18 protein-coding genes are annotated in these 21690 nt (G+C 67.6%); 10 read left to right on the plus strand and 8 right to left on the minus strand.

Annotated elements, in window-relative coordinates; translation table 11 throughout:
- Positions 1–111 precede the first annotated feature (111 nt).
- From metH to ald, 10 genes are all read left to right on the plus strand, one after another.
- Positions 112–3816 (plus strand): methionine synthase, encoded by a 3705-nt coding sequence (gene metH, locus VNM24_11765; GenBank protein ID HWQ39264.1) that lies wholly within the window; start codon positions 112–114, stop codon positions 3814–3816.
- 80 nt (positions 3817–3896) lie between these two features.
- The gene (locus VNM24_11770; protein ID HWQ39265.1) at positions 3897–5375 is read left to right on the plus strand and encodes a hypothetical protein; all 1479 of its coding nucleotides are present in this window, start codon (positions 3897–3899) and stop codon (positions 5373–5375) included.
- Complete coding sequence (locus tag VNM24_11775; GenBank protein ID HWQ39266.1) at positions 5365–5817, plus strand: DUF2214 family protein; 453 nt, start codon at positions 5365–5367, stop codon at positions 5815–5817. The genes VNM24_11770 and VNM24_11775 overlap by 11 nt, the downstream gene beginning before the upstream one ends.
- A 117-nt stretch (positions 5818–5934) precedes the next feature.
- Positions 5935–7377 (plus strand): amidase, encoded by a 1443-nt coding sequence (locus VNM24_11780; GenBank protein ID HWQ39267.1) that lies wholly within the window; start codon positions 5935–5937, stop codon positions 7375–7377.
- A gap of 4 nt (positions 7378–7381) precedes the next feature.
- Positions 7382–8167, plus strand: coding sequence for a hypothetical protein (locus tag VNM24_11785; protein HWQ39268.1), 786 nt, complete (start codon positions 7382–7384; stop codon positions 8165–8167).
- A gap of 56 nt (positions 8168–8223) precedes the next feature.
- The gene (locus VNM24_11790; protein HWQ39269.1) at positions 8224–8676 is read left to right on the plus strand and encodes a nuclear transport factor 2 family protein; all 453 of its coding nucleotides are present in this window, start codon (positions 8224–8226) and stop codon (positions 8674–8676) included.
- Between the two features lie 102 nt (positions 8677–8778).
- Entirely contained in the window at positions 8779–10221 is a 1443-nt protein-coding gene (gene mgtE, locus VNM24_11795) for a magnesium transporter (GenBank protein ID HWQ39270.1), read from the plus strand.
- Positions 10222–10303: 82 nt separating this feature from the next.
- The gene (gene msrP / locus VNM24_11800; protein HWQ39271.1) at positions 10304–11233 is read left to right on the plus strand and encodes a protein-methionine-sulfoxide reductase catalytic subunit MsrP; all 930 of its coding nucleotides are present in this window, start codon (positions 10304–10306) and stop codon (positions 11231–11233) included.
- A 44-nt stretch (positions 11234–11277) separates the two neighbouring features.
- Positions 11278–11922, plus strand: coding sequence for a protein-methionine-sulfoxide reductase heme-binding subunit MsrQ (locus VNM24_11805; GenBank protein HWQ39272.1), 645 nt, complete (start codon positions 11278–11280; stop codon positions 11920–11922).
- 34 nt (positions 11923–11956) lie between these two features.
- A complete protein-coding gene (gene ald / locus VNM24_11810) occupies positions 11957–13093 on the plus strand; it encodes an alanine dehydrogenase (protein HWQ39273.1) in 1137 nt (378 codons plus the stop codon).
- Positions 13094–13214: 121 nt separating this feature from the next.
- Here the strand turns inward: ald and VNM24_11815 are convergent, their stop codons facing one another.
- The 8 genes from VNM24_11815 to gmhB form a co-directional block, all read right to left on the minus strand.
- Positions 13215–14108 (minus strand): DMT family transporter, encoded by an 894-nt coding sequence (locus tag VNM24_11815; GenBank protein ID HWQ39274.1) that lies wholly within the window; start codon positions 14106–14108, stop codon positions 13215–13217.
- A gap of 36 nt (positions 14109–14144) precedes the next feature.
- Positions 14145–14582, minus strand: coding sequence for a DUF1178 family protein (locus VNM24_11820; GenBank protein ID HWQ39275.1), 438 nt, complete (start codon positions 14580–14582; stop codon positions 14145–14147).
- Positions 14583–14744: 162 nt separating this feature from the next.
- Complete coding sequence (locus tag VNM24_11825) at positions 14745–17849, minus strand: efflux RND transporter permease subunit (GenBank protein HWQ39276.1); 3105 nt, start codon at positions 17847–17849, stop codon at positions 14745–14747.
- Between the two features lie 26 nt (positions 17850–17875).
- Positions 17876–18976 (minus strand): efflux RND transporter periplasmic adaptor subunit, encoded by a 1101-nt coding sequence (locus tag VNM24_11830; protein HWQ39277.1) that lies wholly within the window; start codon positions 18974–18976, stop codon positions 17876–17878.
- 30 nt (positions 18977–19006) lie between these two features.
- On the minus strand, positions 19007–20251 hold the full coding sequence (lysA, locus tag VNM24_11835) for a diaminopimelate decarboxylase (GenBank protein ID HWQ39278.1): 1245 nt from the start codon (positions 20249–20251) through the stop codon (positions 19007–19009).
- Positions 20248–20364 (minus strand): lipoprotein, encoded by a 117-nt coding sequence (locus tag VNM24_11840; protein ID HWQ39279.1) that lies wholly within the window; start codon positions 20362–20364, stop codon positions 20248–20250. Before VNM24_11840 ends, lysA begins: the two co-directional genes overlap by 4 nt.
- A gap of 54 nt (positions 20365–20418) precedes the next feature.
- Positions 20419–21147 carry a lysophospholipid acyltransferase family protein gene (locus VNM24_11845; protein ID HWQ39280.1) on the minus strand — a complete coding sequence of 243 codons (729 nt, stop codon included), beginning with the start codon at positions 21145–21147 and terminating at the stop codon, positions 20419–20421.
- Positions 21144–21677: a D-glycero-beta-D-manno-heptose 1,7-bisphosphate 7-phosphatase gene (gmhB, locus tag VNM24_11850; GenBank protein ID HWQ39281.1), complete on the minus strand. Its 534-nt coding sequence runs from the start codon at positions 21675–21677 to the stop codon at positions 21144–21146. Before gmhB ends, VNM24_11845 begins: the two co-directional genes overlap by 4 nt.
- Between the last annotated feature and the right edge of the window lie 13 nt (positions 21678–21690).

Below are 21690 nucleotides of genomic sequence, written 5' to 3' on the forward strand. Positions count from 1 at the left end.
TTTCGCCCATCCGCGCCGATTTGAGCCGCAGCTTGCGGGCGCGTAACAAATGCCGCTAAAGCGTGGGACCGGAAGAACCCGACCGCGCCTGCGGCCGGGTTTTTTGTTTTCATGGCGGACAAACGACATCAACTGCTCGCGCAACTGTGCGAAGAGCGCATCCTGATCCTGGACGGCGCCATGGGCACCATGATCCAGGGGCACAAGCTCGGGCGCGATCACTATCACGGCGATCGCTTCCACCACCATCACTGCGATCAGACCGGCAACAACGACCTGCTCACGCTCACCCAGCCGGCGGTGATTCGCGGCATCCATGAGGCGTACCTGGAAGCGGGCGCCGACATCGTGGAGACCAACACCTTCAATTCCAACTCGGTTTCGATGACCGACTACGGCCTGCAGCACCTGGTCTACGAGCTGAACAGCGCGGGCGCCCGGATCGCCTCCGAGGCCGCACAGGCCTGGAGCCGGCGCACGCCCGGGCGCCCGCGCTTCGTGGCTGGAGTGCTCGGCCCCACCAACCGCACCGCCTCGATCTCCCCCGACGTCAACGATCCGGGCCGGCGCAACGTCAGCTTCGACGAGCTGGTCGCAGCCTATACCGAGTGCGTGCGCGGCCTGACCGACGGCGGTGTGGACCTGCTGCTGGTGGAGACGGTGTTCGACACCCTGAACTGCAAGGCGGCGCTGTTCGCGATCGAAGCCTTTTTCGACAAGCGCGGCATGCGCCTGCCGGTCATGATTTCGGCCACCATCACCGACGCGAGCGGGCGCACGCTCTCGGGCCAGACGCCCGAGGCGTTCTGGAACTCGGTGGCGCATGCGCGGCCGTTCTCGATCGGACTGAACTGCGCGCTGGGTGCCAAGGACCTGCGCCCCCACATCGAAGAGCTGTCGCGCGTGGCCGACGTGCGCACGAGCCTGCACCCGAATGCGGGACTGCCCAACGCCTTCGGCGAATACGACGAGACGCCGGAGTACACCGCCTCCTTCCTGCGCGAGTTCGCCCGGGCGGGGTTTCTGAACATCGCCGGCGGGTGCTGCGGCACGACGCCGGCCCACATCCGCGCGATCGCTCAGGCGCTGCAGGGTGTGCCCCCGCGGCGCGTCCCGGCGATCGAGAAGAAGCTGCGGCTCTCCGGGCTCGAGCCGCTGAACATCGGCGACGACTCGCTGTTCGTGAACGTCGGCGAGCGCACCAACGTCACCGGCTCGCGCGCCTTCGCCCGCATGATCCTCGCCGGGGACTTCGCCCAGGCCCTGTCGGTCGCCCGCCAGCAGGTGGACAACGGCGCGCAGATCATCGACGTCAACATGGACGAGGCGATGCTCGACTCCAAAGCGGCGATGACGCGCTTCCTGAACCTGATCGGCTCCGAGCCGGACATCGCGCGCGTGCCGATCATGATCGACTCCTCGAAGTGGGAGGTGATCGAGGCGGGGCTGAAGTGCATCCAGGGCAAGGGCATCGTCAATTCCATCAGCCTGAAGGAGGGCGAGGCGCAGTTCCTCAGGCACGCGAGGCTCGTGCGCCGCTACGGTGCGGCGGCGGTGGTGATGGCGTTCGACGAGCAGGGCCAGGCCGACACCCTGGCGCGCCGCATCGAGATCTGCACGCGCGCCTATCACCTGCTGGTGAAGGAGGCGGGTTTCCCGCCCGAGGACATCATCTTCGATCCGAACATCTTCGCGGTGGCGACCGGGATCGAGGAACACGCCACCTACGCCATCGACTACATCGAGGCCGTGCGCGCGATCCGCAAGGCGCTGCCCCACGCCAAGGTCTCCGGCGGGGTGTCGAACATCTCGTTCTCCTTCCGCGGCAACGATCCGGTGCGCGAAGCCATCCACACGGCATTCCTGTACCACGCGATCAGGGCCGGCATGACCATGGGCATCGTCAACGCCGGGCAGCTCGGCGTCTACGAGGAGATCCAGAAGGACCTCCTGGAGCGCGTGGAAGACGTGCTGTTCAACCGCAGGCCGGATGCTACCGAGCGCCTGGTGGAATTCGCGGAAGGCTACAAGGCGCAGACCAAGACCGCGGTCGAGGACCTGCAGTGGCGCAAGGGCAGCGTCGCGCAGCGGCTCACCCACGCGCTGGTCAAAGGCATCGACGCCTATATCGTCGAGGATACCGAAGAGGCGCGCCGGCAGTTCGAGCATCCGATCCAGGTGATCGAAGGCCCGTTGATGGACGGCATGAACGTGGTGGGCGATCTGTTCGGCGCGGGCAAGATGTTCCTGCCGCAGGTCGTGAAGTCGGCGCGCGTGATGAAGGAAGCGGTTGCCTACCTCCTGCCGTTCATCGAAGCGCAGAAGGAGAAAACCGGCTCCAAGCCCAAGGGCAGGATCGTGATCGCCACGGTCAAGGGCGACGTGCACGACATCGGCAAGAACATCGTCGGCGTGGTGCTCCAGTGCAACAATTTCGAGGTCGTCAACCTGGGCGTGATGGTGCCGGCGGACAGGATCCTGAAGACGGCGCGCGAGCACAACGCTGACATCATCGGGCTGTCGGGGCTGATCACGCCCTCGCTGGAGGAAATGGCCCATGTCGCCAGGGAGATGGAACGCGAGGGCTTTCGCATTCCCCTGCTGATCGGCGGGGCCACGACTTCGCGGGTGCACACCGCGGTGAAGATCGAGCCGAATTATTCCGGCCCGACGGTCTGGGTCCCGGACGCCTCGCGCTCGGTGGGCGTGTGCACCAGCCTGCTCTCCGAAGAACTGCGCGCAGACTACGTGCGCAAGGTCAAGGAGGAGGCGGCGAAGACCCGCAGCCAGCACTTGGGCAAGAAGGGCCAGGGCCCGCACCACCCGATCGCGGAAGCGCGCCGCCACGGTTTCCGGACCGACTGGCGGCAGTACACCCCGCCGGTGGCGCGGCACCCGGGAATACACGTGTTCCGCGACTATCCGCTCGCCGAGATCGCCAAGGTCATCGACTGGACGCCGTTCTTCCTGACCTGGGAGCTGTCCGGCCGCTATCCCCAGATCCTGCAGGACGAGATCGTGGGCGAGGCGGCGCGCAACCTGTTCGACGACGCACAGAAGATGCTCGCGCGCATCATCGAAGAGAAGTGGCTCACCGCCAACGCGGTGGTCGGGCTTTTCCCGGCCAACAGCGTGGGCGACGACATCGAGGTGTACGCGGACGAGTCGCGCCGGGAGCCGCTGACGACTTTCCATTTCCTGCGCCAGCAGATGGTCAAGCCCGCCGACCGCTTCAACCACTGCCTCGCCGACTATGTGGCGCCCAGGGACAGCGGCGTGCGCGATTATCTCGGCGCTTTTGCGGTGACCAGCGGCATCGGCATCGACGAGCGCGTGGCCGACTACGAAGCGCGCCACGACGACTACAACGCCATCATGCTCAAGGCCCTGGCCGATCGCCTGGCCGAAGGATTCGCGGAGCTGATGCATCTGCGCGTGCGGCGCGAGCTGTGGGCCTACGCCCCGGAGGAGGACCTCACGCTCGAGGAACTGATCGCGGAGAAGTACCGCGGCATCCGTCCCGCGCCGGGGTATCCGGCCTGTCCGGACCACACGGAAAAGGGACCGCTGTTCTCGCTGCTGGACGCGCCCGCAAACGCGGCCATCGTGCTCACCGAGTCCTATGCCATGCTGCCGGCCGCCGCGGTCAGCGGCTTCTATTTCTCGCATCCCGACTCGCATTATTTCGCGGTGGCCCGGATCGACCGCGATCAGGTGGAGGACTACGCGCGCCGCAAGAATCTGCCGCTGGAAGCGGTGGAGAAGTGGCTCGCGCCCAACCTCTCGTACGAACCGGCCGCGGCGCAGGTAGCCTGAGGCACGCGCCGGCCCCCGAGCGGCGCGGATGCGGTAGCATCCCGCGCTGCGGGCGCGCGTGGCGCGCGCCCTCGCTCGCCATGCCGCGCCTTTCCGTCCGTCTGGCTTGTCTTGCAATCAGCCTGCTTCTTGCCGCGCCGGCCTGGGCGCAGGCCCCGCGGCTGCACCGCTTCGCGGTGTCGATCGACACCGAACTCACGGTCATCTCGGTGCGAGCCTGTTTCGCCGGCCCGCCGCCCGAAGCGCTGGTCGCGGAATCGCTCGATGCGCCGCTCGCGCTGATCGAGGCGCGAGTGGAGGGCTCCGGCAAGCCGCTCGTGCCGAGCGGGGCGCTGTCGCTGAAGAGCGTGCCCGACGGGGGCTGCGTGCTCTATCGCGTGGACGTTTCGCGCCCGATCAAGCGCCACGACCGCACGGGCGGCAAGGTGGCCCGGGTGGGGCGCGACCTGCTGACTTCGGTCGGGCTTTGGCTGTGGCGGCCGCAGCAGCTCTCCTCCGACGAGGACGTCGAGATCCGTTTCGTGCTGCCGGAGGGGATTGCGGTGTCCGCGCCCTGGCGGGCGGTGTCCGCCGCGCAGCCGCCCGCCTTCGTGCTCGACCGCGCGCCCTTCGACTGGCCCGCGAGTGTGGCCTTCGGCCGGTTTCGCGAACGCGAGATCGCGGTGGGCGATGCGCAACTGCGGCTCGCGGTGCTCGACGGCCATCCGCAGGTGGATACGGATTCGATGCAGGCTTGGCTTACCGACGCCGCGCGGATGGTGGCCGGAGTGTACGGGTGCTTCCCGGTGCCGCGCCTGCAGTTGCTCGTCGTGCCCAACGCGCGCGGCAACGAACCGGTTCCGGGCGCGTACGTCGCGCGCGGCGGCGGCCCTTCGGTGCACTTTTTCATCAATCAGCGCCGCCCGATCGAGGAGTTCTTCGCGGACTGGACGGCGACGCACGAGCTCGCGCACCTGCTGCTGCCCCTGGTGGAGGACCGCGACGCCTGGCTGTCCGAGGGCCTCGCCACCTATTATCAGAACGTCCTGCGCGCGCGCGCCGGCAGGATCAGCGAACAGGAAGCCTGGTCGATGCTGCACGCCGGCTTCGTGCGCGGACGCAACAACGCTGCGGACCTGACCCTGGCGCAGGCCACGCAAGCCATGTATCGGGGCAATACCCACCTGCGCGTGTACTGGGGAGGCGCGGCGCTGATCCTGCTCGCCGACGTGGGCCTGCGCCAGCAGACCGGCGGCAGGCAGTCGATGGACCGCGCGCTGGAGGCGCTGCACGCGTGCTGCCTCGAAGCCGGCAAGATCTGGAGCGCGGCCGAGCTGCTGGCCAAGCTCGACGAACTGACCGGTACCTCGATCTTCAGCGCCTTGTACTCGGCGCACGTGGCTTCGCGCGAGTTTCCCGATCTTTCCGCGGTGTACCGGCAGCTCGGCTTGCGGGCGAACGGTTCGAGCGTGCAACTGCTCGACGATGGGCCGCAGCGGCAGTTGCGCGCCAGCATCATGAGGCGCGAGGCCCCCGGGGAGATCGCGGCGGAACAGGTGTCGTGCCGGCATGGTGGCTGAACTGGCGGTCGCTTATCTGCACTTCGCCGGAATCGTGACGTTCGGCGCATTGCTGTTCGCCGAATGGCTGCTGCTCGCCCGGGTCGATGCGCGCGAGCTCGCGAGGATCGCGCTGCTCGACCTCGGGTATCTCGGCGCCGCCATCGTCGTGCTGGCTTCGGGACTCGCGCGGGTGATCTGGTTCGGCAAGCCGTTGGCCTTCTATCTGCACAACCCGGTGTTCTGGATCAAGCTCGCCCTGTTCGTGGCGGTCGGCCTGATCTCCATTCCGCCCACCCGCTGCTTTTTGCGCTGGCGCCGCGGCGCCGGGAGGGGATCGTTCGTCGCGCCCGCGCACGAAGCCGCGTACGCGCGGCGTTATGTCGCCATCGAACTCGTCCTGCTTGCCCTGATTGCGCTCGCCGCGGTGCTCATGGCGCGCGGCGTAGGTCTGCAGAACTGAGTTTTCCGGCGGGCCCGCAGGCTGCCTTGCGGCGCTTGCGTCGCGGCGGCCCTTGCGGTTCTGCGGGCCTCGGCGCCGGCGCGGTGGAGCGGACAACTTCGGTTACCATGCCGGCGCATGTCATCGGCCGATCTTTGTTTCCTTCCCGCCGTCGAGCTGGCGCGTCTGATCCGCGAGCGCGAAGTCTGCGCCGTGGAAGTGATGCAGGCACATCTGGAAACGATCGAGCGCGTCAATCCCCGGGTCAACGCCATCGTCACCTTGCTGCCTGAACGCGCGCTCGCCGGCGCGCGCGAGATCGACGCACGCCTGGCCCGCGGCGAGGTGATCGGGCCGCTGGCCGGGTTGCCGGTGGCGCACAAGGACCTGGTCCCGACCAAAGGCATCCGCACCACCTTCGGCTCGCCGATCTACCGCGCTTTCGTCCCCGATGTGGACGCGATCATCGTCGAGCGGCTGCGCGCGGCCGGCGCGGTGACGATCGGCAAGACCAACACGCCGGAGTTTGGCGCCGGGTCGCAGACCTTCAACCCGGTCTTCGGCGCCACCCGCAATCCCTACGACCTGGAGCGCACCTGCGGGGGCTCCAGCGGCGGGGCCGCGGTGGCGCTCGCCTGCGGCATGATGCCGATCGCCGACGGCTCCGATCTGGGCGGATCGCTGCGCAATCCGGCGAGCTTCTGCAATGTCTTCGGCCTGCGGCCCAGCGCCGGGCGCGTGCCGCACTGGCCGGCACTCTCGGCCTGGTTCCCGCTGTCGGTGCTCGGCCCGATGGCGCGCACGGCGCAGGATGCGGCGCTCATGCTCAGCGCGATCGCCGGACCCGATCCGCGCTCGCCCATCTGTATCGAGGAGCCCGGCGAGCGGTTCGCGGCCGCGCTGGAACGCGATTTCCGGGGCGTGCGCATCGCCTGGTGCCGCGACTTCGGCGGGTTGCCGTTCGAACCCGAGGTGTTGCGCGTGACCGAATCGGGGCTCGGTGTCCTCGAGAGCCTGGGCTGCGTGGTGGAAGAAGCCACGCCGGATTTTCGCGACGCCGACGAGATCTTCCGGGTGATGCGCGCCTGGCATTTCGAGCTCTGTTATGGCGAGCTGCTCGACACCGGGCGCGCGCTGATGAAGGACACCGTGGTCTGGAACATCGAACAGGGCCGCAAGCTGAGCGGCGCGCAGGTGGCGGCGGCCGAGCGCGCCCGCACCCAGCTTTTCCATCGCATGCGCCGATTCATGGACAATTGCGCCTTCCTGGTGGCGCCGGTGTCGCAAGTGCTGCCGTTCGACCTGTCCCTGCCCTACGTCTCGCAAATCGGCGGGGTGAGGCTCGAAACTTATATCGACTGGATGAAGTCCTGCTACTGGGTGAGCGTCACGGGACAGCCCGCGGCTTCCGTGCCGTGCGGGTTCAGCGCGGGAGGATTGCCGGTCGGCATCCAGATCGTGGGCCGCTACCGCGACGATTTCGGCGTGCTGCAGCTCGCGCACGCCTTCGAGCAGGCCACCGGATTCTGGAAACAAAAGCCGCCGCTGGCGGCCGGGTCAACGCCAACTTCACGGGTCTGAAAAAGTGCGGAAAACGATCGGATTGTGGTCTCTGCTGGCGGCGAGTGTGCTCGTGCCGCCGCCCTCGGCGGCACAGGCGCAGCGCGAGCGTGCCGACCGCCTCTATGTGCGCGAGCTGGAAGGCATCTGGATACACCGAAAATATCTCGAGACGCTGGCCAGGAGCCGGATGCCGCATGAGACCGCGCGCAAAGTCCAGCCGGTGGTGATCGGCATTCAGCGTCAGGGACGCTCTTATCCGATCGTAGTGACCAACTTCGACAAGGCCTCGGTACAGGCGGTGCTGGATGTCGAACCGGGCGGCAAGCCCGGGCTCTACCGGCTGGTGCTCGGCCCCGAGGACCGGCCGATCTCCGCCAGCGAGGTGCGGTATCTCTGGCTGCGCGGGAGCCGCAATTCCGAGGGCAGGTTCGATCGACTGGAGATGGCCGAACTGACCTTCATGAAAGGCCAGTGGGCCGAGTATGTCTTCTCGGGCAAGGAGCTGGCCTCGCGCGTGAACCGCCTCGTGCTGGCCGGCAAGTACCGGGACGAGAAGGGTCGCAACTGGGAGTTTTCGGAAGGCGGCGAGGCCTACTGGCCGGACAAGACTTTCGCCTATGAACTCTCCCTCAACGATCCGAAGGCGGGATGCGAGTATCTGGAAGCGGAGGACCTGAAGGCGCCGGACGGCAAGCAGCGCTACGGATTCGCCTGGCGCCAGGGCAGGCTCCAGCTCTACCCGGCACGTCTGGTCAACAAGAAGGTGCGCTGCGAGCCCAGGCCATTCGCCGTGCTGACCCCGCAATAACGAGCTGCCGGCGCTCGCCGGCTTCCACAACCAGGCAAAAAGGAGGAGGAACGAAAATGACAGCCGGACGGATCATCGCGGCCGCGCTCGGGCTCTGCGCCTTTGCGACGGCGGCGCTCGCGGCCGATTGCAGGCCGATCGACGAAACCGAGGTGGTGCAGGCCGAGCTGCAGCGCTACGAGGCGCAGACCGGGGATGACTTCATCGCGATGGAACGCATCATCGGCGACGACCTGGTGTATATCCATTCCAGCTCGGCGGTGGACGACAAGCGGGCCTACATCGGATCGATGCGCGACGGCACGGTGAAGTACCGCACCATGCGGATGCTCGACTACAAGGTCCGGATCTACGATTGCATCGCCCTCATGACCGGCACGGCGCGCTTCGAGGTCACGGTCAAGGGTTCGGACCTGACGGTCGACCTGCGCTTCACCGAGGCGTGGGCCCGGCGCGGCGACGCGCTGCAGTTCATTTCCTGGCAGGCCACCCGCATTGCGCAGCCGTAGGCGGCAGGCGCGCAGGAACGGCGCCCATGTGGCGCCGTTTTTTTATTGTTAGACGGCCGCGAAGCGCGGCTTCTACAATGGCGCCGCATCGCGAATCCCGACATGACCGAAACTCAGACCCGGCGCCGGCTGGACAGCGTCAACGAAATCGTGGCGCAGATCCGTGCCCTCCTGCACAAGCACAAGCTCGTCGAGGAGCTGGTGCACAAGCAGGAGATGCCGCGCCACGAGCTGGTCGAGTCGCTGGTGCACAAGCAGAACCTGGCCGAGCTGCAGAACAAGCTCGACCGACTGCACGCCGCCGACATCGCCGCGATTCTCGAGCAGTTGCCGCTCGACGAACGCTTGGTGGTATGGAATCTGGTCAAGGGCGAGCGCGACGGGGAGATCCTCCTGGAAGTCTCGGACGCGGTGCGCGAGACCCTGATCGCCGACATGGACAAGGCCGAGCTGGTCGCGGCGACCGAGCAGCTCGACACCGACGAGATCGCCGACCTCGCCCCCGACCTTCCCCAGGAGGTCATCGCCGACGTCTTCCGCTCGCTGTCGGTCGAGGAACGCGAGCAGTTGCGCGCCGCGCTGTCTTTCCCGGAAGGGACGGTGGGCGCGATCATGGATTTCGAGATGGTCACGGTGCGCGAGGACGTGACCCTGGAAGTCGTGCTGCGCTACCTGCGGCGCATGGACGAGCTGCCCGACCACACCGACCAGCTCTTCGTGGTGGACCGTCAGGAGGTGTTTCGCGGCGTGCTGCCGATCAACCGGCTGATCGTGACCGACCCCGACAAGCTGGTGGCCGACGTCATGACCGCGCCGGTGGCGACCTTCGCTCCGGAGGACAAGGCGCATGCCGCCGCGCAGGCCTTCGAACGCTACGACCTGGTTTCGGCACCGGTGCTCGACGCGCGCAACCGCGTGGTCGGCCGCGTCACGGTGGCCGCGGTGGTGGACTTCATCCGCGAGGAATCGGAGAGCGAGCTGCTGGGCAAGGCCGGCCTGCTGGAGGAAGAGGACATCTTTTCCTCGGTTTGGAAGAGCGCGCAGAACCGCTGGCTGTGGCTGGCGGTGAACTTGTGCACCGCGTTCTTCGCCTCGCGCGTGATCGGGCTGTTCGAAGGCACGATCGAGAAACTGGTGGCGCTCGCCACGCTCATGCCCATCGTGGCCGGCATCGCCGGCAACTCGGGCAACCAGACCACGACGCTGATCGTGCGCACGCTGGCCCTCGGCCAGCAAAACGCCATCAACATCAAGCGCCTGGTCCTCAAGGAGCTCGCGATCAGCGTGCTCAACGGCCTGGTGTGGGGCGGGGTCGCCGGACTGTTCGCCTGGTGGCTCTACGACAGCGTGCCGCTCGGCGTGGTCATGACCGGTGCGATGCTGCTGAACCTGCTGGTGGGGGCGGCGGTCGGAATGTTCATTCCGTTGACGCTGCAGAAGCTGGGGCGCGACCCGGCCATCGGGTCGAGCGTGCTGCTCACCTTCACCACCGACAGCATGGGTTTTTTCATCTTTCTGGGCCTGGCCACCGTCTTCCTGCTGTAGCGCAACCGGCGCCCGGCGCGGGCCGTACAAATGCTGTAATTTCCACGCTTGCGCGCCGACCAAGAACTGCAGGAGAGCCGCCATGCTGATTCGCAAGCCCGCCGACGTGCTGCCTTCGGAGATCACGCCACGCTCGGTCTATGCCCGGCGCCGTGAATTCATGAAGTCCGCCGTCGCACTCGGACTCGCGGCGCTCGCGCCCGCCGTGCCGGCCGCGGCCAGGCTCGCGCCGCTCAAGCCCAGCCCGTTCTCGACGACGGAGAAGCTCACGCCGTACGAGGCGGTGACCACCTACAACAACTTCTACGAATTCGGTACCGACAAGGACGATCCGTCGCGCCATGCCGGCAGCCTCAGAACCCGCCCGTGGACCGTGCTGGTGCAAGGCGAGGTCAAGCGGGCGCGGGCCTTCGATATCGAGGAGCTGCTCAAGCTCGCGCCGCTCGAAGAGCGCATCTACCGCATGCGCTGCGTGGAGGGCTGGTCGATGGTCATTCCCTGGGTCGGCTACCCGTTCTCGGAACTCATCAAACGCGTCGAGCCGACCGCCAACGCCAAGTTCGTCGAGTTCACCACTTTGCTCGATCCGGGGCAGATGCCCGGACAGAAGGTGCCGGTGCTCGACTGGCCTTATGTGGAAGGCCTGCGGCTGGACGAGGCCATGCATCCGCTCACCTTGCTCACGGTGGGCCTTTACGGCGAGGTCTTGCCCAACCAGAACGGCGCCCCGGTGCGCGTGGTGGTGCCGTGGAAGTACGGATTCAAGAGCGCCAAGTCGATCGTGCGCATCCGCTTCACTGCCGAGATGCCCAGGACCTCGTGGATGATCGCCGTACCGCGCGAGTACGGCTTCTATTCCAACGTCAATCCGCAGGTCGATCATCCGCGCTGGAGCCAGGCGAAGGAGCGGCGCATCGGAGAGCTGCTCAAGCGCGAAACGCTGATGTTCAACGGCTACGGCGAGCAGGTCGCGGGCCTGTATGCCGGCATGGACTTGAAGAAGTTCTTCTGACGCTTCCTGACCAGCGAGGCATGGGGCACAGACGAAGTATTGCAATGCCCGGATACCAGCCGAAACCGGAACAGATCCGGTGGATCAAGGCCGCGGCGTTCGCGCTGTGCCTGCTTCCCTTCCTGCGGCTCGCCTGGCGCGCGTTCGCCGGCACGCTGGGCGTCAATCCGATCGAAACGATCACCCACTCGACCGGGTGGTGGGCGCTGGCGTTCCTGCTGATCACCCTGGCGGTGACCCCGCTGCGCCGGCTGCTGCAGTGGCCTTGGCTGCTGCGGCTGCGGCGCATGTTCGGGCTGTTCGCGTTCTTCTACGCCTGCGTGCATTTCAGCATCTGGCTGGTATTCGATCATTTCTTCGACTGGCCCGCGATCCTGGCCGATATCGTGAAGCGGCCCTACATCACCGTCGGATTCACCGCCTTCGTGCTCATGATCCCGCTCGCGGCCACTTCCACCAATGCCATGGTTCGCCGGCTCGGCGCCACGCAGTGGCAGCGGCTGCATCGCTTCGTCTATCCGATCGCGCTGCTCGGCGTGCTGCACTTTCTGTGGCTGGTGAAGAAGGACATCCGCGAGCCGATGGTCTTCGTCGCGATTCTCGCCACCTTGCTGGGCGCGCGCGTGGCGCACAGGCTGTGGCAGAAGCGCGCCGCCCCGGCGGCCACAGCCCGTTCCCCGGCCGCATAGGGCGATCCTGTTGCTTCCGGCTTCGGCGCCGGTTATGTTGCGCCGCATGCGGGTCGGCGTGCCCAGGGAAATCAAGGATCACGAATACCGCGTCGGCCTCACGCCGGCCGGCGTTCACGCGCTGGCCGAGCGCGGTCACGAGGTGCTGGTACAGTGCGGGGCCGGCGCGCGGGTGGGATTCGACGACGCCCAGTACGCCGCGGCCGGCGCGCGTATCGTGCCCGGTGCGGCCGAGGCGTTCTCCGCCGAGCTGGTCGTCAAAGTCAAGGAGCTGCAGCCCTCCGAGCGCAAGCTGGTGCGCCGCGGCCAGATCCTGTTCGCCTATCTGCACCTCGCCCCCGATCCGGAATTGCTCGACGCGCTGCTCACCGCAGGCGTCACCGGAATCGCCTACGAGACCGTGGCCGATCGCGCAGGCCGGTTACCGCTGCTCGCGCCGATGTCGCGCATCGCCGGCCGGCTGGCGATCCAGTTCGGCGCCTGGGCGCTCACCATGGCGAACGGCGGCTCCGGCGTGCTGCTCGGCGGCGTGCCCGGCGTGCTGCCCGGCCGGGTCGTGGTGATCGGCGCCGGGGAAGCCGGATCGAACGCGGTGCAGATGGCGCTCGGCGCGGGCGCCGAGGTGACCGTGATGGACGTGAACATCGACCGCCTCGCGCAGCTCGACCACACCTATTGCGGGCGCGTGAAGACCGCATTCTCCGAACCGCTGGCGATCGCCGAGCAGGTCGCTCAGGCCGACCTGGTGGTGGGTGCGTTGCTCATTCCCGGCAAGCTCGCGCCCAAGCTCATCTCGCGGGCGCTGCTGCGGCGCATGCGGCGCGGCTCGGTGCTGGTCGATATTTCGATCGACCAGGGCGGCATCGCGGAAACCTCGCGTCCCACTTCGCACTCGCAACCGCTCTTCGTCGAAGAGGGCGTGGTGCATTACTGCGTGCCGAACATGCCTTCGGCGGTCGCGCGGACCGCCACGCTGGCGCTCACGCAGGCCACCTATCCGTACGTGCTGCGGCTGGCGGAACGCGGTCTCGACGCGCTGCTCGACGACCCGGGCTTCGGCCAGGGGCTGCAGATTCACGCCGGGCAGGTGACCCATCGCGGGCTGGCGGACGACACCGGGCGGCCGTTTCGCGCCTACGGCGATCTCGCGCGCGAGTTCAAGCGGATCTGAGGTGCTTCGTGCGGGGCGAGGCGGCCGCGCTCCGGAGGCGATCGAACCGGTCGCTTCCTGCGCAAAGCGGGGCGGTCGATCATTCGCGCGGGCCGCCGCGCAGCCGGCGCCCGGCTCGTGCTCAGACAGGCTTTTCGCCGCGCGCGGCGACGAAGATCCCGCACAGCAGGAGCACGAACCCCGCGAGCTGCAGCGCGGCGAAGCGTTCATCCAGGAGCATCCAGGCGAGCAGGGCCGAGCCCACCGGCTCGCCGAGAATCGCGACCGCGACAAAGGTCGCGGACAGCCTGCGCAGCGCCCAGTTGAACGCGGTATGGCCGAGCAGTTGCGGGCCGAGCGCCAGCGCCGCGATGAACCACCAGGCTGCGGCGCTCGCCGGCGCCCCCGGGCCCTCGCGCACGAGCAGCGCCACCCACAGCGCGACCGCTGCCGCGGCATAGGCGAGCCACACGTAGCTCGTCAGGCTGACCGTCGCCCTCAGCGATCGTCCGATCAAGAGATACCCGGAAGCGGCGATGGCGCCCAGGAGCGCGAGGCTGTTGCCGAGCACCGGCGCGGCTCCGGCGCGGGCATCGCCCGTGTCCGAGGCGAAGATCGCCGCGCTTCCCGCGACCGTCAGCGCGATTCCCGCCAGCGTCGCCATCGTCGGCCGCTCGCGCAGCAGCCAGGCCGAGGCGAGCGCCACCCACAACGGATTGGTCGTCACCAGCACCGTGCTGCTCGCCACCGACGTGTATTCGAGCGAGGCGATCCAGGTCCAGAAGTGTGCCGCGAGAAACAGGCCGGATGCCGCACACAGCGAAAACGAGCGCAGGCTCAATGCAGGCCATTCGCGCAGGAGTTTCGGCAGCGCGAAGGGCGCGAGCACGGCAGCGGCGATGCCCAGGCGCCCGGCCGCGATCGCCAGTGAGGAAGCGCCCTCGGCCTGCGCGTAGCGGATGAGGATGGACGCGGTGCAGACGACGGCCACGGCGCCGCCGAGCACCAGGAAAGTCGGTGCGGCTCCGCGCGCCACGTCGGACCTCCGACTCCCGGCGGCCGCGGCCGGAGTCTAATGGAGCTGGTCGGGAGGAACCGGCACGCCGGGGATCAGGTGCACGTCGATCCCTTCGTCGCGCAGATCCTGCACCTCGCTGCGCGAAGCCTGACCGCGAATCGAGCGCAGCGGCGCTTCCCGGTAGTGAATGCGACGCGCTTCGTCGGGGAAGCGCTCTCCGACGTCCTCGGTGTGCTCGAAGATGTACTGGAGATATTTTCTGCGCACGATCTCGAGCGCTTCCGCAGCGGTGGGTGCGCTCGGATTCCGATCCTCTCCGGCCGACGCCCGCCCGTTCAGGTAAGGTGCAGAAGGCCGGCGTGCGATGTCGGCCGAGCGGCACACCGGACAGGAGATTTTCCCCTCTTGCAGCTGCCGATCGAAGTCCTCCGCCGAGGAGAACCAGCCCTCGAAGCGGTGGGCGTTATCACAGGCCAGGTTGTAGACGATCATCTGATCCAGCCGCTATCGATCCTACGAAACAGGGCGGAGTTTAACGGATTTCGGCGCGCGGGCAGCTTCGCCGGCATCGCGCGCCGGACCGCTCGGCTCACGTCCACGAGGGCGCAAACTTCGTGCCGAGCGGCAGCGGAAGGCCGCGGCCTGCCGCGCGGCTCAGCGGCCGGCTCCGGTCAGCCCGCGGTCGGCTCGGGCGCGCCCGGCGAACCAGGTCTTGAACGCCTCCAGATAGACGTAGATCACCGGCGTGATGTAGAGCGTGAGAATCTGCGAGACGAGCAGGCCGCCGACCACCGCGAGCCCGAGCGGACGCCGCGCGTCCGCGCCCGCTCCCCATCCCAGTGCGATCGGCAGCGTGCCCATGAGCGCCGCCATGGTGGTCATCATGATCGGGCGGAAACGCACCAGCGCGGCCTCGAAGATCGCTTGCGCCGGCGGTGGTCTGGCCGCGCCGCGCTGCGCCTCGATCGCGAAGTCGATCATCATGATCGCGTTCTTCTTGACGATGCCGATCAGCATGATCAGCCCCACGAAGCCGTACATGTTCAGCTCGCCGTGGAACGCCTGCAGCGTGACCAGTGCGCCCAGGCCGGCCGTGGGCAGACCGGAAAGGATCGTGATGGGGTGCACGAAGCTCTCGTACAGAATCCCGAGGATCAGGTAGATGACGAACACGGCCATCACGAGCAGCAGGCCCATGTTGGCGAGCGAGGCCTGGAATGCCTGCGCGGTGCCCTGGAAGGCCGTGTTCAACGTGGCCGGCGGCTTGAGTTCTTCGATCGCCCGGTTCACCTGTTCCACGGCCTGGGAGAGCGCCATGCCCGGCCGCAGGTTGAACGAGATGTTGACCGCGGGGAGCTGTCCCAGATGGTTCACCGTCAGCGGGCCGACCGAGCTGGTGATCTCGGCGACCGATCCCAGTGGCACCAGCGCGCCGGTGGCGCTGCGAATGTGCAGCGCCGAGAGCGCTGAAGGATCCTGCTGGTATTGCGGATCCAGCTCCAGGATCACCCAGTATTCGTTGGTCGGGGTGAAGATGGTCGAGACCTGCTTGGAGCCGAAGGCACTGTAGAGCGCGCTCTGGATCTGCTCCGGCGTCACGTTGAGCGCCGAAGCCTTGTCGCGATCGATGTCGACGTTGACCTGCGGATTGCGGATCTGCAGGTCGGAAGTCACGTCCCGGAAGCCGGGAATCCGGCGCAGGCGTTCCTCCACCACGGGCGCCCAGCGATACAGCTCGTCCAGATCGGCATCCGTGAGCGTGAACTGGAACTGGCTCTTGGTGATGACACCGCCCAGGCGGATGGTGGGCAGGTTCTGCAGGAACACTTTCATTCCGGGCAGGCTCGCGAGGGTGGGCCGCAGCTCCTGCATCACCTGCTCGGCGTGCGGACGCTGCGATCGCGGCGTCAGGCGGATGAACACCCGCCCGACGTTCATCTGCTGGCTCGAGCCTCCCACGCCGATGAACGACATCGTCGCGGCCACGTGCGGGTTGGCGCGGATCAGGCGCACCGCCTCCTGCTGCATGTGATACATGCTTTCGAAAGACACGTCCTGGGAAGCCTCGGTGAAACCGAACAGAGAACCCACGTCCTCGCTGGGCAGAAACCCCTTCGGCATGATCACGAACAGATAGACGGTCGCGCCGGTGACCGCGGCGAACAGCAGCATCGTGGTGCGCGGAAACGCCATGGTCAGGCGCAGCGAGCGCTCGTAAGCGTCGCGCATGCGGTTGAACGCCCGCTCGGTGGTGCGGTACAGCCGGCCGTGGCGGCGCTCGCGCTCGGGCCGCAGCCAGCGCCCGCACAGCATCGGAGTGAGCGACAGGCTGACGAAGCCGGACACCAGGATGGCGCTGATGATGGTGATCGCGAACTCGTGCAGCAGCCTGCCCAGCACCCCGCCCATGAAGAGCACCGGGATGAAGACGCAGGCGAGCGACAGCGTCATCGACACGATGGTGAAGGCGATTTCCCGCGAGCCGTCCAGGGTGGCGCGCAGCGGGCTCTTGCCCATCTCCAGGTGGCGCGAGATGTTCTCCAGCATCACGATGGCATCGTCGACCACGAAGCCCACGCACAGGGTCAGCGCCATCAGCGACAGGTTGTCCAGGCTGAAGCCCATCAGATACATCACCGAGAAGGTGCCGACGATGGACAGCGGGAGCGCGGCGGCAGGAATCACCGTCGCCGACAGATTGCGCAGGAACAGGAAGATCACCATCACGACCAGGGACAGCGCGAGCAGCAGATGCCACTGGACGTCTTCGACCGACTCGAGGATCGACTCGGAGCGGTCGTAGAGCACGTCGATGGCGATTCCGGCCGGGACCTGCTGCCGGAACTGCGGCAGCAGCTCGCGTATCTTCCGGACCACCTCGACCGTATTGGTGCCGGGCTGGCGCTGGATCGCGAGCAGCACCGATCGCTGGTCGTTGTACCACGCCGCCACCTTGTTGTTCTGCACGCCGTCGATCGCCCGTCCGATGTCGCGGATGCGCACCGCAGCGCCGTTGCGGTACGCCACCACGATCTCGTTGAAGGCGGCGGCATCGCTCAACTGGCCGTTCGACATCACCGCCAGCGCGCGGCTGGGGCCGGAAAGCGTCCCGGTGGGCAGGTTGACGTTGTTGGTGGCGAGCGCCCGTTCCACCTCGTCGATGCCGATGCCGCGCGCGGCCAGGGCCTTGGGATCGACCTGCACGCGCACCGCGTACTGCTGCGCGCCGTACACCAGCACCTGCGCCACGCCGGAAATGGTCGACAGGCGCTGTGCGATCAGCGTTTCGGCGTACTCGTTGACCGTCGACAACGGCAGCGTTTCGGAGGTGAGCGCCAGGTAGAAAACCGGCTGATCCGCCGGATTGACCTTGCGGTAGGTCGGCGGCACCGGCATGTCGGGCAACTGCCGCCGCGCCAGCGTGATCGCCGTCTGCACGTCCTGCGCCGCGGCGTCGATGTCGCGCTCCAGGACGAACTGCAGGGTGATCTGCGTGTTGCCCTGGCTGCTCGACGAGGTCATCTGCTCCAGGCCGGCGATGGTCGAGAACTGTTTCTCCAGCGGTGTGGCGACCGCGGAGGCCATCGTCTCCGGGCTGGCCCCCGGCAGCGAGGCGGTGACCTGGATCGTGGGGAAATCGACGTTCGGCAGCTGCGCCACCGGCAGCAGCCGGTAGGAAATGATCCCGAAGATCAGAATGCCCAGCATGACCAGCACGGTCATGACCGGGCGCCGGACGAAGACCTCGGAGAGGTTCATCGATGGTCTGGGTTCGCCTCGCCGCTTCAGCCGGTTCGCGGCGCGACCCTGGCGCCGGGCGACACGCGCAACTGGCCGCTCACGATCACCGTTTCGCCCTCCTGCAATCCCGCTGTGACCACGGTGTCCCGGCCCTCGGTGCGATCGATCTGCACGTCGCGTACCTCGGCGGTCATGTCGGGTTTGACGACGAACACGTATTGGCCGCGCGGGCCGTTCTGTACCGCCTCGGGCGGGACCACCAGCGCGTTTTCCTGTTGCTCCAGCGTGAGCGCCACCGTCACGAACTGGCCCGGCCAGAGTTCATGCCTCGTGTTGTCGAAGGTCGCGCGCAGCTTGATCGTGCCGGTCTGGGGATCGACCGCGTTGTCGATGAACGAGAGCCGGCCGGTCGCGATCAGGTCGGGTTCGCCCTGCGGCGCGGCGCGCACGTCCAGTTTTCCCTTGCCGTAGTAGCCGCGAATCTCGGCCAGGTGCCGTTCGGGCACGGCGAAGCTCACGTAGATCGGCGCCAGCTGATTGATCACCACCAGGGTGGTGTCGTTGGCCTTGACCGTGTTGCCCGCCGGCAGCATGACTCTGCCGGCGCGACCCGAGATCGGCGCGCGAATCCTGGTGTAGCCGAGCTGGATGCGGGCGCTGTCCGCCGCGGCGCGATCGGCTTGCACCGTGGCCTGCGCGGCATCACGATTCGCCTTGGCCTGGGTGTAGGCTTCCTGCGAGATGAAGCCCTGCGCCAGCAGTTCGGCGTAGCGCTTCTCGGTCGACTGCGCGTTGGCGAGCAGCGCCTGGTTCCTGGCGAGCGTCGCTTCGAGTTGCCGCAGTTGCGCCGACAGGTAGCGCGAATCGAGTTCGAACAGCAGCTCGCCCTTGCGCACATCCTGCCCGTCGCGCACGTGCACGCCCACGATCTCCCCGTCGACGCGCGACTTGATGGCGACGCTGTCGATCGGCTCCACGTTGCCGATCGCGCGCACCGTGAGCGGGACGGTCTTGCGCTGCGCGACCGCGACCACCACCGGAGCCGGCGGCGGGGTGGCCGCGACTCCGCCCTGCGCGCTGTCGCCCTTGCCGCAGCCCGCCAGCGTGCCGATCGCGAGGGTGAGCGTCAGCGCGGTTCGCAGCATGGTCGGGACGCAATCGGTGAGCGCGCCGGGTCAGGGAACGAGCCGCTCTGCGGCGTAGAGATCGTCCACGCGCTCCCGGGCGCGGATCAGGTGCGCGGCCGTCCGGTCCACCATCACCTCCGCGCACCGCGGCCTGGAGTTGTAGTTCGAACTCATGCTCATCCCGTACGCGCCGGCGGACATGATCGCAAGCAGATCGCCCTCCCTGACCGCCAGCCGCCGCCCGCGCGCCAGAAAGTCCCCGGTCTCGCATACCGGCCCGACGACATCGTACTCCTCCGGGGTCCCGGTTCCGCGCCGAACGGGAAGAATCTCGTGATAGGCGTCGTAGAGCGCCGGGCGCATCAGGTCGTTCATCGCGGCGTCCACGACGGCGAAATGTTTGACTTCGCCGCGCTTCAGGAATTCGACGCGGGTCAGCAGCAATCCGGCCGGCCCGGCCACCGAGCGGCCGGGCTCGATCAGCAGCGCCTGCGGACGCGAGCCGACCGCCTGGAGCAGCGCCTGCACCCACTCATCCGGCGGCGGGGGCGATTCCTCGCGGTAGCGAATGCCCAGTCCGCCGCCGAAGTCCAGGTGCTCGATGCGGATTCCCTCGCCGGCAAGCCGGTCCGCCAGATCGAGCAGCTTGCGCGCCGCATCGATCATCGGGCCGGTGTCGGTCAACTGCGAGCCGATGTGGCAGTCGATTCCCACGACCTGAAGGTTCGGTGATTTCGCGGCCCGCCGGTACAGGCGCAGCGCGTCCCCGTAGGCCACGCCGAACTTGTTCTGCTTCAGCCCGGTGGAGATGTAGGGATGGGTGCGCGCGTCGACGTCCGGATTGACGCGCAGGCTCACCGGTGCGCGGCGCCCGAGGGCGGCGGCAACGCGCTCCAGGCGCGCCAGTTCGGATTCGGATTCGACGTTGAAGCAGAGCACGCCCGCTTGCAGCGCCTCGTGCATCTCGGTCTCGCTCTTGCCGATGCCCGAGAACACGGTCTTGCGCGCTTCGCCGCCCGCCGCCAGCACGCGCCTGAGTTCGCCGCCCGAGACGATATCGAACCCGCTGCCGAGCCGCGCCAGGACGTTCAGGATCGCGAGATTGGAATTGGCCTTGACCGAGTAACAGATCAGGTGGGCGCGCGTGCCGAACGCCTTGTCGTAGGCGAGGAAGGCGTCGGTCAGCGCGGCGCGCGAATAGACGTAGCAGGGCGTGCCGAAGCGCTGGGCGACGTCGGCCAGCGCGACGCCTTCGGCGAACAGCGTGTCGCCGGCGTAGTGAAACGGATTCACGGGCGAACCCGGTCCTTCTTCGGCTGCTCCTGATCGGGCAGGTACAGCGGTCCCTTCTGCCCGCAGGCGGACAGCACCAGGGCGAGAAGCAACAACAGGCAGAATTTGCGCATGGCCGCGAGCTGGGCGAGTCTAGCACGCGTGACGCCCTCGGAGATCGGCGCCGCTCAGCCCCGCGCGCTGCCCAGCCGGGCGACTTCCCCTTCGATCCAGCGTTCGACTCGGCTGTTGAGTTCCTCGGGCTCCAGCCCCTTGGGGTCGATTGCAGGGCCGACGCTCACCGTGATCTCGCCCGGGTACTTCACGAAACGATTGCGGCCCCACACGGTACCGGCGTTGTGAGCCACGGGGACGACCTTGGCTCCGGTCTGACAGGCAAGCCAGGCGCCACCCACGTGGTAGCGTCCGCGCGCACCGGGCGCGGTGCGCGTACCTTCCGGGAAGATCACGATCCACCACCCGTCGGCCAGACGCTGGCGTCCCTGCTCCAGCGTCTGCTTCAACGCGCGCGCGCCCGATCCGCGATCGATGGCGATCGGATTCATCATCGCCAGTCCCCAGCCGAAGAAGGGCACGCGCAGCAGGCTGCGCTTGAGCACCCAGACCTGCGGGGGGAACAGCACCTGGTAGGCGAGCGTCTCCCACGCCGACTGGTGCTTGGAGAGGATGATCGAGGGCGATGCGGGCAGATTCTCCAGGCCGACGACCCGATAGCGGATGCCGCAGACCGCGCTGGCCAGGCCGATGATGAGGCGCGACCAGGTGGTGATGATGCGGTAGCGCACCAGGGGCGGGAACGGAAAGGTCAGCAGCGCGATCAGCGCAAAGATCACGGTGAGCACGGCGCGCGCCAGCTCGAAGATCACGGAGCGAAGCGCGGCCGCGACGCCGTTCATCGCACGATATGACGCACCGCTTCGGCGAGATCGGCGAACACGCGGGTGCGCGGCGGCAGGCCGCCCGCGGCCTGCGTCTTGCGGCCCTTGCCCGTGAGCACGAGCACGGGCTGCGCGCCAGCCGCCGCCGCGGCCTGCAGGTCGCGCAGCGAATCGCCGATCGCGGGCACCTCCCCCAGATCCGCGTTGAAACGCTGTCCGATCTCGAGCAGCATGCCGGGCTTGGGTTTTCTGCAGCCGCAGTTGTCGTCGGCCGCGTGCGGACAATAGAACACCGCGTCGATCCGGCCGCCGACGTTGGCGAGCGCGCGGTGCATCTTGTCGTTGATCGCATTCAGCGTCCCCATGTCGAAGAGCCCGCGCCCGATTCCCGACTGGTTGGAGGCTATGACCACACGATAGCCGGCGTGATTGAGGCTGGCGATGGCTTCCAGGCTGCCGGGAATGGGCTTCCACTCCTCGGGGCTCTTGATGAACTGCTCGCTGTCGAAGTTGATTACCCCGTCGCGATCGAGAATGACGAGCTTCATCGGCGGCAGGCTG

The sequence above is a fragment of the Burkholderiales bacterium genome (genome assembly GCA_035560005.1).
Lineage (GTDB): Bacteria > Pseudomonadota > Gammaproteobacteria > Burkholderiales > Eutrophovitaceae > DASRFY01.